The 12,218-nt window shown below is 67.0% G+C and carries 12 protein-coding genes; 4 read left to right on the forward strand and 8 right to left on the reverse strand.

Annotated features, from left to right (window positions below; genetic code table 11):
* Window positions 1–156: 156 nt before the first annotated feature.
* The 4 genes from crtI to GOPIP_RS06260 all read right to left on the reverse strand — a co-directional run bounded on the left by crtI (window position 157) and on the right by GOPIP_RS06260 (window position 5,041).
* A complete protein-coding gene (gene crtI, locus GOPIP_RS06245) occupies window positions 157–1,737 on the reverse strand; it encodes a phytoene desaturase family protein (RefSeq protein ID WP_006368733.1) in 1,581 nt (526 codons plus the stop codon).
* A complete protein-coding gene (locus GOPIP_RS06250) occupies window positions 1,734–2,657 on the reverse strand; it encodes a phytoene/squalene synthase family protein (protein WP_006368734.1) in 924 nt (307 codons plus the stop codon). Before GOPIP_RS06250 ends, crtI begins: the two co-directional genes overlap by 4 nt.
* Window positions 2,654–3,211, reverse strand: coding sequence for an isopentenyl-diphosphate Delta-isomerase (gene idi, locus GOPIP_RS06255; protein WP_006368735.1), 558 nt, complete (start codon window positions 3,209–3,211; stop codon window positions 2,654–2,656). The genes GOPIP_RS06250 and idi overlap by 4 nt, the downstream gene beginning before the upstream one ends.
* 123 nt (window positions 3,212–3,334) lie before the next feature.
* Window positions 3,335–5,041: an alpha/beta hydrolase gene (locus tag GOPIP_RS06260; RefSeq protein WP_035727330.1), complete on the reverse strand. Its 1,707-nt coding sequence runs from the start codon at window positions 5,039–5,041 to the stop codon at window positions 3,335–3,337.
* Window positions 5,042–5,150: 109 nt separating this feature from the next.
* Between GOPIP_RS06260 and GOPIP_RS06265 the strand changes: the two genes are divergently transcribed.
* A complete protein-coding gene (locus GOPIP_RS06265; protein ID WP_006368737.1) occupies window positions 5,151–5,861 on the forward strand; it encodes a CPBP family intramembrane glutamic endopeptidase in 711 nt (236 codons plus the stop codon).
* 4 nt (window positions 5,862–5,865) lie between these two features.
* On the opposite strand, the gene GOPIP_RS06270 is transcribed toward GOPIP_RS06265, so the two are convergent.
* Window positions 5,866–6,543 (reverse strand): TetR/AcrR family transcriptional regulator, encoded by a 678-nt coding sequence (locus GOPIP_RS06270; RefSeq protein WP_020173090.1) that lies wholly within the window; start codon window positions 6,541–6,543, stop codon window positions 5,866–5,868.
* A 116-nt stretch (window positions 6,544–6,659) separates the two neighbouring features.
* Between GOPIP_RS06270 and GOPIP_RS06275 the strand changes: the two genes are divergently transcribed.
* Both GOPIP_RS06275 and GOPIP_RS06280 read left to right on the forward strand, forming a co-directional pair.
* Complete coding sequence (locus tag GOPIP_RS06275; RefSeq protein ID WP_006368739.1) at window positions 6,660–7,883, forward strand: oxygenase MpaB family protein; 1,224 nt, start codon at window positions 6,660–6,662, stop codon at window positions 7,881–7,883.
* Window positions 7,884–7,922: 39 nt separating this feature from the next.
* Complete coding sequence (locus GOPIP_RS06280) at window positions 7,923–9,230, forward strand: competence/damage-inducible protein A (protein ID WP_026920468.1); 1,308 nt, start codon at window positions 7,923–7,925, stop codon at window positions 9,228–9,230.
* 117 nt (window positions 9,231–9,347) lie between these two features.
* Here GOPIP_RS06280 and GOPIP_RS06285 read toward each other — a convergent pair whose 3' ends face one another.
* From GOPIP_RS06285 to GOPIP_RS06295, 3 genes are all read right to left on the reverse strand, one after another.
* A complete protein-coding gene (locus GOPIP_RS06285; RefSeq protein ID WP_006368741.1) occupies window positions 9,348–9,668 on the reverse strand; it encodes a GIY-YIG nuclease family protein in 321 nt (106 codons plus the stop codon).
* 221 nt (window positions 9,669–9,889) lie between these two features.
* Window positions 9,890–10,933 (reverse strand): NAD(P)H-dependent flavin oxidoreductase, encoded by a 1,044-nt coding sequence (locus tag GOPIP_RS06290; protein WP_006368742.1) that lies wholly within the window; start codon window positions 10,931–10,933, stop codon window positions 9,890–9,892.
* 2 nt (window positions 10,934–10,935) lie between these two features.
* Window positions 10,936–11,913: a GlxA family transcriptional regulator gene (locus GOPIP_RS06295; RefSeq protein WP_006368743.1), complete on the reverse strand. Its 978-nt coding sequence runs from the start codon at window positions 11,911–11,913 to the stop codon at window positions 10,936–10,938.
* An 82-nt stretch (window positions 11,914–11,995) separates the two neighbouring features.
* Here GOPIP_RS06295 and GOPIP_RS06300 point away from each other — a divergent pair, with 82 nt between their 5' ends.
* A complete protein-coding gene (locus tag GOPIP_RS06300; protein WP_006368744.1) occupies window positions 11,996–12,217 on the forward strand; it encodes a hypothetical protein in 222 nt (73 codons plus the stop codon).
* Window position 12,218 lies beyond the last annotated feature (1 nt).

Below are 12,218 nucleotides of genomic sequence, written 5' to 3' on the forward strand. Positions count from 1 at the left end.
CGTGGCCCGGAAACCCTTCAGCACAAGAGGTCTCAAGGCTCCTCGCTAGCGCTCGTCGGCACCTCGACCAGCGTAGTAATACCTCGATGGTCGAGGTGCGAGGCGCATGCGCCGAGCCTCGAGACTGCCTGCCACAGAGTCGGTTTCACACCACCACTAGGGAGCCACCGACGGCCCGGTGGAATGGTCTCCGCGTAGGCGCTTGCGGATCAGTTCGGCGCTGATCAGGCACATGGGCAGTCCGATGCCGGGGCGGGTCGAGCCGCCGGCATAGTAGAGGCCGTCCACCTTGCGTGATCGATTGGTGGCGCGCAGGAAAGCGCTCTGGCGCAACGTATGTGCGGGCCCGAGCGCACCACCGGACCACGAGTTGACGTCGACGGCGAAATCGCCCGGACCCATCGTGCGGCGTACGACGATCCGATCGGCGAGGTCCTCGATGCCCGCCCAGTCGGCGACGAGTTCGATGGCGCGGTCCGCGGCCTGCTCGATCACGGGATCGCCTGCCCCGTCGACACCACCGCGCCCCAGCGAGGGATCGGGCGGTACGGGTACCAGGATGAACAGATTCTCATGCTCGCTCGGCGCCACCGTATCGTCGGTCGCCGACGGCCGACACACATACAGCGATGCGGGCTCGGGGACGCGGGTGGGTTCGGTGAAGATGGCGTCGAAGTTCGCGTGCCAGTCCTGCGTGAAGAACAGCGAGTGGTGCGCGAGTTGTGGCAGCCGCCCACGCACCCCGAGAAAGACCAGCACCGCCCCGGGCCCCGACATCCGGCGGTCCCACCACCGTTGCGGGAATGTCTGCAATCTTCGTGGCAACAAGCGAGTTTCGAGGTGATGCAGATCGGTCGCGCCGATCACGATGTCGGCAGGCAACACGTGCTCGGCACCGTCCGCAGCGGTCACCCGCACCCCGGTGACCGTCGCCCGCCTCCCGACCGGTCCGCGACCCGAATCGCGGGTACAGATCTCGGTTGCCGCCACCCCCGTTTGCAGCCGCGCGCCGTGATCGACGGCGACACCGACGAGCGCGTCGACGAATCGGGTGAAACCCCCTTGCGGGTATCGGACTCCGTCGTCGAGATCCAACCAGCTCATCAGGTGATACATCGCGGGCGCACGCTCGGGCGACGCCCCGAGGAACACTGCCGGGTAGCCGAGGATCTGCCGTAGTCTCCGGTCACGAAAGTGCCTGGCGGTGAACGACTCCAGGCTCTCGGTCAGCAGTCGCGCCAGCCGCGGGAGACGGCGCAGCAGTTCGGTGGCGGTGAAGGCCCGGGCCGACTCGAAGCTGGTGTACAGGAATCGTCGAACGGCCACGTCGTAGGTGTCGCGTGCCGACTCCAGGTACTCGTCGAATCGCACGCCTGCACCGGGTTCGTTGCGCTCGAACAACTCTCGGTTGCGAGCACGGTCACCGGAGATCTCCAGCGGGTCCTGCTCACCTTCGAAGAACACCCGGTAGCCGGGTTCGAGTCGGGTGAGCTCCAGTTGCTCCGCCGTCGACGTCCCCAGCAGCGCGAAGAAGTGGTCGAAGACCTGCGGCATCAGCCACCACGACGGCCCGGTGTCGAAGCGGAAGCCGTCTTTCTCCCAACTCCCGGCCCGCCCACCGGGATTCGCGTTCTTCTCGACGATATCGACGTCGTGCCCGTCGGCGGCCAACAACGCCGCAGTGGCCAGCCCGGCCACACCGCCGCCGATGACGACGACCTTCTTCGGTGTGGTCACCGGCTCGATACCCCTCCCGCTCGTGGATACCCGCGACGCACCGCCGCCGCAGCAGCGATACGGGCCTTCACCGGTCCGGGCACCCGTACGCGCGTGGTCACCGCGTCCGCCGGTGCCACCTTGCGCAGACGCGCCGACAACTCGGCGAACAGATCATGGGCGGTACATACCGCGACCCGTGCCTCACCGGGCAGGTCGGGAATGATGCGCGCCGCGGCGGCCAGATCGTCGTCGACGTCGTCGAGCCACCGCTGCCACGCCTCATCGCTCGGGGCCTGCGGGTCGAGGCCGGTCAGATAGCGTCGGCCGAGTTCACCATCATCGACTCCGAGGTCGCGCAAGAAGTTGACCTTCTGAAAAGCGGCCCCGAGACGCTTCGCCCCCGGCGCCATCGCCGCGTAGCGGACGTCGCGGTCGGGTTCCTCGGCAAGGAACGCCCGCAGACACATCAGCCCGACCACCTCGGCCGACCCGTAGATGTAGGTGGACAGACTGTCCTCGTCGTGCACTCGGCAGGTCAGGTCGGTGCGCATGGACGCGAAGAACGGCGCGGTCAGCGCGGCGTCGACGCCGACCCTGCGGGCGGTGCGGGCGAAGGCGTGGACCACCAGGTTGGTGCTCGCCCCGGTGTCCATCGCCGCGAGGGTGTCCGCCTCGAGCTGATCGAGCGCGACCCGCCTGCTCTCGACGTCCTGGCCGGGCCGCGGGGCGTCGACGATCTCGTCGGCCACACGCACCAACGCATAGATGTTGCGGACGTCTCGGCGGATCGGGCCGGCCAGTAATCGAGAGGCGAGGCCGAAGGAGGACGAATACGAGCGGATCACCAGGTCGGCGCTGGCGTCGGCGACGTCGTCGTAGCGCACATACGGACGGGTCATCGCAGCCGATCGGTGCGACCCCATCTGGCGCAGGCTCATGACGTCTCTCGCTCCGGCACACGGTAGGGGTGAGCACCGAGCGCATGCACCTGATCGACGAACCACGGGCTGAGCAGCCACGGGGTGCGTCGCGCCGCCGACCACACGTCGTCGACGTCGGTCCACGCGACGTCCATCACCTCATCGGGGTTGGGCCGCAGTGGACCGGCCGGGCGCGCGACGAACACCGGGCACACCTCGTTCTCCACCACACCGCTGGCATCGACGGCCCGGTAGCGGAAATCGGGTAGGACACAGCGCACATCGGTGACGTCGAGACCCAATTCCCGTTGCGCGTAGCGATGCACGGCGTCGACGGCACTCTCCCCGGGTCGGGGGTGTCCGCAGTAGGAGTTGGTCCACACACCCGGCCAGGTCTTCTTCCTCAGCGCCCGGCGGGTCATCAGCAACCGGCCGGCTTCGACGAGATGGCAGGAGAAGGCAAAGTGCAGCGGGGTGGAGGTGGTGTGCACCGATGTGCGGTCGGCGGTACCGCACGGCGTGCCGTCGGGCTCGACGAGTACCACCAGGTCCTCGGCCAGGTCCTCGGTCATGCGCGGTCTGCTCCTCGTTGGTCGGTCGGGCCCCGATCGGCCCGGCGTGCCTCCAGACAACAGCACTTCGACGCCGACGCAAACTCGGATGGGCCCGGCCCGCAGCCCTCGTGAACGGGTGGCTCAGTCCCGATGCAGCAGCGGCAACAACCGCTCGGTCTTGTCCTGGGTCCAGCCGGGCGGTTGCAGGATGTCGGCCCACGAGTACGGGATGGCGCTCAGATAGTTGTGGCCGTGCCCGTCGGGCACGTTCACCGACACGGCCATGTCCGCCGACACCTGCAGGAACGTGACGAACGGCATCCACGTCATCGCCCCGAGCACGTCACGGCCGTGCTCTTCCTTCAGCCACTCCGGCTCGTTGAGGATGAGCCGCGGCGACCACCAGGCGATCGGGTCCGACGCGTGCTGCAGGTAGACGACGCGGGGGTCGAGCCACGGCGTGTCGGGACGGTTCAGGTCCGAGGCGTCGGCGATGAACCGGACGTGCCGGCCGTCGTCGTAGATCGGCAGGACCTGTGGCGAACCGGGATCGCGGGCAGCGGTGGCGTCACTCCACAACTGGTTGTTGAACGTCGGCCCGACGAACAGGGCACCGTTGGTGCGGGCGACGACCGTCGGCACGGTACCGAAGGCGGCCTCGGCACCGAACGAACCGAGGCTCTCCCCGAACACGACGACCTTGGGTCGGCGGCCCTCGGGCAGTTGCTGGATACGTGCGTCGACGGCCTCGAACAACGCACTGCCGGCCTGACGCGCGCGTTCGCTGTCGACGAGGAACGACAGCCAGCTCGGCAGATACGAGTACTGCATCGACACCGTCGCGACGTTGCCGTTGTACATGTACTCCAGTGAGTCGACCGTCGCCTTGTTCAGCCACCCCGATCCGGTGGCCGACCCGATGGCCACCACGGCCCGGTCGAGACCGCCGGCACGGACCAGCTCATCGGCGGCCAGGGTGGCGTTGGCGCGCAGATCATTTCCCGATCCGAGCCCGACGAACGCGCGGATCGGCTCCATCGCGGGCGCCCCGTTGAACGCCGAGAGCTGTTGCACGTCGGGGCCGTTCGCAACGAATCGCCGGCCCTCCCGGCCGAGCGAGCCCCACGTGACCAGCGAGCCCGGACCACCGGATCGAACCGTGGTCGTCGGTGCCGACGTGGTCGCATCGGTCTCGTCGTTCGCCGCGGCAAAGGAGGCATTGAGCCACTTCATCGAGTAGTTCGCGACCACGCCGTTGAGGATGAACACGGTGATCAGGACGATCACCGTCGCACCGGCGACCGCAGAAATACGGGGCGGCGCAAAGCGATTGAGCTTGCGCACCGACCAGACGACGAGTGCGGCCCAGAGTTGTCCGATCACCATCAGCAGCACGAACACGACGACGGAGACGACGATGATCAACGGGTAGGCCGTCCACGAGAGCTGGTCGACCTTCATCAGCGAGCGGATCTCGGTCTGCCACACCGAATACCAATAGAACATCACCGAGGTGCCCACCGCGAAGATCACACCCAGCGCGGCCCATAGGTACCACGGTGGTGAGGGCCATCGCCGATCCCTCGACAACATGAACCGCACCAGCCAGGCGAAGAAGGCGCCGAGACAATAGCCGACGGCGGCCGCGGCGCCGCTGACGATGCCCTGGAACAGCGGCCCGCGCGGTAACAGTGACGGTGTCGCCGAGAACCAGAGGAATGCCGTTGCCACCGCCAGGCCGGAGTAACTGATCCGGCCGAGGTAGGCCACGGCGCGTTCCCGTGCCCGTGACCGGTGCGGCTCCGGATTCACGTCCTGCGGGGCGTCGGCGCCGTCGACGGCGTCCACATCAGATTCCGGCACTGGCCACGCTCCTGTCGTCCGCGCCCCGACGGTCGGGCACAATCGGTCGGAAACATCTTGTCAGACGGCATATCGCGGCAGAAGGGCAGAATGTATGTCTCTCCCGGGGCGCCGGTTCGCGTGGCTGTGCGTCGGCGTGGTGGCGGTTCTCGTCGGGGTGCAGGTGCTGATCTTCGTGACCCCGGTTCCCGGTGTGCAGTGGGCGGTGCCGATCGCCGCAGTGCTCATCCTCGTTCTTGCCAAGGTCGTTGGTCTCTCGTGGACGGATCTCGGTCTGGGTCGACGATCACTCGGTACGGGTCTGCGCTACGCGGCGGTCATCATCGGTGCGGTTGCCGTGGTCACCGCGGTCGGCGTCGCCCTTCCGTGGACGCGCGATCTGTTCCACAACGACGCCTATCGGGACGTCCACGCGGCGCTGGTGTCTGCACTCGTCCTCATCCCGATCCACACCATCCTGGCCGAGGAGGTGATCTTCCGCGGTGTGCTGCTCGGTGCGCTGCGGCGGATCTGCAGTCCCCGGACAGCGCTGATCGTGCAGGCCGGGCTGTTCGGACTGTGGCACGTCGGCTCGTCGATGGGGCTCTCGGCACACAATCAGGGCCTCGGTGACATCGTGGGCAGCGGCCCGTTGGCCACGTTCGCCGGTGTCGCGCTCGCCGTCGTCGTGACCGGCGGCGCGGGAACCTTGCTCGGCTGGTTACGGATTCGCAGCGGGAGCCTGCTCGCGCCGATCGCCTTGCACTGGTCGGTCAACGGCCTCGGCGCGATCGCCGCGGCGATCGCGTGGCAGCTGCCGGGGTGAACGGTCAGCTCGGGGCGTCGAGCATCGGCACCAGATAGCGCCGGGCGATGTCGGCGAGCTGATCGTCGTCGTCGGTGTCGACGAGCGCACTCGGCGTGGTCAGAAACGACGCCGAGATCCGCGCCATCATCTCGGCGGTGAGGTCGGTGTCGAGGTCGGCGCGCAGGGTTCCCGCGCGCTGCTCCTGGCGCAGCTGCTGGGCGATGAACTGTGCAACGGTGGCCAGCAGCCGCCCGTCGGCGCCGAGCGCACCGGCCAGCAAGGTGGGTTCGGTCTGCTGCAACCCGCTGATCAGCGGGTTCGTCGACACCGCGCGATAGGAACTGACGAAGGCCAGCACCAGGCGCTCGGCGATGGTGCGCGCCGGGGCGATGTCGGCGAGAAACTGAACGAGGTAACGCCGGAACTCCCGCAGCATCACCTCCTCGACGAGCACCTCCTTGTTGGTGAATTTGCGGTAGATGGTGATGCGCGAGGTGCCCGCGCGCTTGGCCACCTCTTCCAGCGAGGTGCGTTGAATACCGAAACGACAGAATTGTGCATATGCGGCATCGAGCAATTTCTCTCGGGTCGCGTCCGCATTCGCGCTTTCTCCCCCTTCGGCAACGACGTCGTCATATGCCCTCTCCAACAACGACTTCGGTGCCGACGACGCCGAGACCACCATGAACCTCCAACGCATTCGGGGTGAATCTGTTGTGATGCCAATCACTGTATGCTACTCCTGATGTTACAACGTTACTCACGTTGTTACATCGCGTCATCGAGTCGGGTGGCGATAGACGGGAGCACAACATCATGGAACAGCTCAACAGGCGCGCGGTCCTGCGCGCCACAGGCACGATCGGCGCCGCAGGCGCCCTCGCGACACTCACCCAGGCCACGCCCTGGACGTGGGCACCGGCCAACTCGATCCCGGGTGTGGGAACGGGAGCCGATCCGCGAACGATCTTCGACGACGAGGCCGACCAGGTGATCGCTCGGGTCATCGACAGCGGCAAGGTCGTCGAGGTCAACAATCTGCTCAATCAATGGCGCACCAACTCCCAGCCACTACCGGCCGGGTTGCCGCCGGAATTGCGGGACTTCATCGAACACGCCCGCCAACTGCCGTCGTGGACCGATCGCGGCAAACTCGCTGCCGCGGTGCGATTCAATCAGCGACGGGGCACCTACCTCGGAGTGCTGTACGGCTTCGCCAGCGGCATGATGAGCACCGTCATCCCCAAGGAGGCGCGCGCGGTCTACTACTCCAAAGGCGGCTGGGACCTCAAGGACCGGATCTCCAAGACGGCCAAGCTCGGTTACGACATCGGGTCGCTCAATGCCTATCAGCCCGACGGTGAGATGGTCGTGACCTGCGTCAAGACCCGGATGGCCCATGCGGGTGTGCGGCATCTGCTGCCCAAGTCCGCACACTGGGTGCGCTCGGCTCCCGAGGAGAAGCCGATCAGCCAGGCCGACATCATGGTCACCTGGCACAGTCTGCCGACGACGGTGATGCGCAACCTCGAGAAGTGGAAGGTGCCCCTGCCGGCCGACGAGTCCGAAGGGTTCCTGCATTCCTGGCAGGTGACCGCGGCGATGCTCGGCGTGCAGGACCAATACATCCCCAACTCGTGGGCCACCGCCGATTCGCAGGCCAAGCAGGTTCTCGATCCGATCCTCGCATGGACGCCGGAGGGCCAGAAACTCGCCGACATGCTCCTCGATCTGGGGATGGATCTCGACCTCACCCTGCTGTCGCGCCCCATCCTCGGTGCGCTGACCCGGTTCATGCTCGGCGACAAGATCGCCGACTGGTTGCACATCCCCCGTGAGCCCGTCTGGACTCCGCTGTTGGAAACCGCTTGGGGCCCTTACGTCGCGGTCCGCGAGGGCCTGCTCAACGCCGGCCTGCCGCGGGAGACCTACTGGCTCTTCGACGAGTTCCTCCGGCAGTTCGTGCTGTTCTACATGGCCGAGTTGCGGATGCCGATCAGCATCCAGATTCCCTACTTCAACAACCCGAACTACAACTGACGCCGCGGCCCACGATCCCGCCGCACTATGCTCGATTGCGTGAATGTGCGTGCGGGAATCGTGGTCACCGGAACCGAGGTCCTCACCGGTCGGATCTCTGACGCGAACGGCCCGTGGGTGGCCCGGCGCCTCCTCGACCTCGGCGTCGACGTCGCCCACATCACCATCTGCGGCGACCGGCCGGACGACCTGACCGCGCAGCTACACTTCCTCGCCGCGTCCGGGGTGGACCTCATCGTCACCACCGGCGGTCTGGGCCCGACGGCCGACGACCTCACCGTGGAGACGGTCGCCCGGTTCTGCGGACGCCCGCTGCATCTCGACACGGAGATGGAAACCCTTATCGCGCGAATCATCTCACGCTGGCAGCAGCAGCGCGGCGAGCCCGCGACGGAGTCGTCGCAGGCCGGCACACGCAAGCAGGCGATGATTCCTCAAGGGGCGCAACCGATCCCTCCGGTCGGCACCGCGCCAGGAGTCGCGATACCCGCGGTCGCCGAGGACGCACTCCGCGCACCGGCGATCCTCATCCTTCCGGGCCCGCCGCGTGAGCTGCAGGGCATGTGGGACACGGCGATCGGTACCGAACCGATCGCCGCGGCGATCGCCGGACGCGGCGACTTCCGCGAACAGACCATTCGCGCCTTCGGGCTCTCGGAGGCCGACCTGGCCGCCACCCTGCGCACCATCGAGCCCGGGATCGACGGCGCCGACGAGTTGGAGGTCACCACCTGCCTGCGCCGAGGTGAGGTGGAGATCGTGACCCGCTATCCGATCGACGCCCAACCCGCCTACGACGCCCTGGCCGAAGGGTTGCTCGAACATCATCGGACACAGATCTTTTCGGTCGACGGTTCCACCATCGACGATCTCGTCGCCGCGGCGCTGCAGGGCCGCAGCGTCGCCACGGCCGAGTCGTGCACCGGCGGCATGATCGCGGCGCGCCTCACCGACCGCGCCGGGTCCTCGGACTATGTGATGGGCGGGGTCGTCTCGTACTCCAACGAGGCCAAGGCCGGAATGCTCGACGTCCCAGCCGAATTGATCGTCGAACACGGCGCCGTGAGCGAGCCGGTCGCCGCGGCGATGGCCCAGGGCGCGGTCGGTCGCTTCGCTGTCGACATCGCCGTGTCGACCAGCGGGATCGCCGGCCCGGGTGGCGGAACCCCCGACAAACCGGTCGGCACCGTCTGTTTCGGTGTTGCGCTGGCCGGTACGGCACCGCGCGCACGGACGCTGCACCTGCCCGGTGACCGCGCCGCCGTGCGCGAGCGGTCGGTGACCATCGCGATGCATATGCTGTACCGCGCGCTGCGATCCGATGGTCGAGCTGACAGCCTCAGCTGACGGCGGTCTCGAGGCTCGTCGCTATCGCTCCTCACACCTCGACCATCGGGCAAAAGACCCCCATTCCGATGGTCGAGGTGCGTAGGAGCGCCAGCGACGAAGCCTCGAGACCCCTTGCTACGGTGCTGGTTCCGCCCCACGAGCGTCCTTTGCCCGCGCACCGGGACGACGCGCCAGATCCCGGAGTAGGTCGAAATCGCCATCGATCAACGCTCGCCGCTTGCCGCGTGACCACCCCTGTATCCGCTTCTCGAGCCGGTACGCCTCTTCAACAGTCGGAAACTCTCGACTGAACACCACCCGCACCGGACGACGGCGACTGGTGTACGCAGCACCCTTCCCCTCATTGTGTTCGTTCACTCGTCGGTCGAGATCCACCGTGCTGCCAACGTAATAGCTGCCATCGGAGCATTCGAGAATGTAGACGTAGCCGGACATGGGGTCAGTATCGCGTGCGATCGAGCGGTGGCCGGAAATCTATCCACAGGTAGGGAAACAGCCTTGGCTGACGGCGGTCTCGAGGCTCGTCGCTATCGCTCCTCACACCTCGACCATCGGGCAAATAGACCCCGTCGCCGGTGACCCGCCCGGCCGTCGGCTTCCCACACCGATGGTCGAGGTGCGTAGGAGCGCCAGCGACGAAGCCTCGAGACCCCTTGCTACGGCACTGGTTCCGGGCCGCGCTGGGCGTCGGACCACAACTCCGCGATGATGTCGGACGCCGACCCGCCGCGGATGGAGGCGAATGAGGTTCCGGCCCAGAGGTTCACGTCGCGGCGCTCACCCGCGGCGACTGCGGCCCTGCGAAGCGGGCTCGTCAGATGGTGGACGGCGGGGTACTCCGCCGGGGCGAGGGAGTCGTAGGTATCGACGAAGCTGTTACGTAGGGCCCGCGCCGGTCGGCCCGAGAATGCGCGTGTGACAACGGTCTCCGCCGACGACGGGCTCCGCAGAGCGGCGCGGTGAACCCCGTTGGTGCCCGCCTCGTCGGAGTCCAGGAGCGCGGTACCGATCTGCACGGCCGTCGCCCCGGAGGCCAGGGCCGCTGCGACAGCTCGGCCGTCACCCACCCCGCCGGCGGCAATAACCGGAACTTCGTTCCTGGACACCACTTCTCGCACCAGATCCACCGTGGGGGTGTCGTTCGGCGTCGCGTCGAGATCCAGGGTCCCCCGATGCCCACCCGCCTCGGTTCCCTGCACGCACAACACATCGACACCGACGGCCACCGCGCGATCGGCATCGGCAACGCTCGCCACGGTCGCTATCACCGTGATGCCGGCGTCGTGCAGCCGCCCAACGACGTCGACCGACGGCAGACCAAAGGTGAACGACACCAACCCAACCCGTCTCTCGATGACGAGGTCGATCTTCGCGTCGAAGTGATCGTCGTCGGCGTCGACGATGTCCGGCAGGTGCACACCGTAGCGCTCGGCCACCGGAGCCAGCGCATCCCGGTAGCGTTGCACGGCACCACGATCACGGATCGGCGGTCCAGGCGTGAAGATGTTGACGCCGAACGGTATTCCCGCCTCGGCGACCGCGGTGATCTCCGATTCCAGGAGCTCGGGGGACTTGTATCCCGCTGCCAGGAAGCCGATCCCGCCGCCGTGCCCGGCCGCGATCACCAGACCCGGCGTCGACGGCCCGCCTGCCATCGGGGCCGCGATGATCGGCACCTCGAGATCCCGAAGATCGAACATGCTCACTCCTGTCCCACCGCATGGTCGGTGATACCGCCGGCGAATCGTCTGCGGTAAATGACCGGCGCCACCCCCACAGTCGTCGTGAAGTGGTGGCGTAGCAACGTCGCCGATGCGAATCCCGACAACCGGGCCACCTCCTCCACCGACAAATCGGTCGATTCCAGCAGGTTCTTGGCGTGCAGGACGCGCTGTTCGGTGAGCCACCGACGTGGCGGAATGCCGACCTCGTCGACGAATCGGCGCGCGAAGGTCCGTCCCGACATGTGCATTCGAGCAGCGAGGGCATCGACGGAGATGTCGCTGTCGAGGTGCGTGACCATCCAGTCCAGTAGCTCGCCGAAGCCCTCGTCGGCGCACGTGGGCATGGGCGCATCGATGAACTGCCGTTGCCCGCCGTCGCGGTGCGGCGGGACCACCATTCGGCGGGCGATGCGATTGGCAACGGTCGGTCCCCAGTCCTCGCGGACGAGGTGCAGCGCGGCATCGATACCCGCGGCGGTACCCGCACTGGTGGTGATCGGGCCGTCGTCGACGAAGAGGACGTCGGTGTCGACCTCGGCTTCGGGGAACATCCGCGCGAGCTTGTCGCCGTAGCGCCAATGTGTGGTGCAGCGTCGCCCGTCGAGAAGTCCGGCAGCGCCGGCAGCGAATGCTCCGGAGCAGACCGTCAGCACCCGGCCACCGCGGTCGACCACCGTACGCAAGGTGTCGAGGATCTCCTGCGGATACTCGCCGGACGTACTGCCCCCGGGAATCGCGACGAGGTCGACGTCGAGGCAATCGTCGAGCGTGTACGGCGCGGCAATCGTCACGCCGCCATCAACCCGCAGGGCAGCATGCGGAGTCGGTGAGGCGACGCGGAAATCGAAGGCGGGGACGCCGTCATCGGTGCGATCGAGTCCGAACACCTCGTGCAGCACCCCGAACTCGAAGAGTGCGACGCGCCCGTAGAGCAGAACGGCAACAGAATTCAACACCCCACCAGTCTGGCAGATAATTTGCGAAGCATGTCACTTCGGCCACTGGTGGCAGGTAATTTATGGGCGCATTGTTTCTGTCATGACCGCACTCATCGTTCTCCTCGCCGTACTCGTCGTCGTCCCGACCGTCGTCATCATCTACCGTGTACACCGCAAAGTCGATGACGCACAACCCATTCCGCTGGGACATCTCGCCGGTCTCGCGGTCGGCGACGATCGTCCATGGAAACGCGGACCGGACTCCGACCGCATCGCCGCGGAACTACGCGTACTCCATCTGCAACGGCGAGACTCGGCCTAGA

This window comes from Gordonia polyisoprenivorans NBRC 16320 = JCM 10675 (assembly GCF_000241325.1).
GTDB lineage: Bacteria > Actinomycetota > Actinomycetes > Mycobacteriales > Mycobacteriaceae > Gordonia > Gordonia polyisoprenivorans.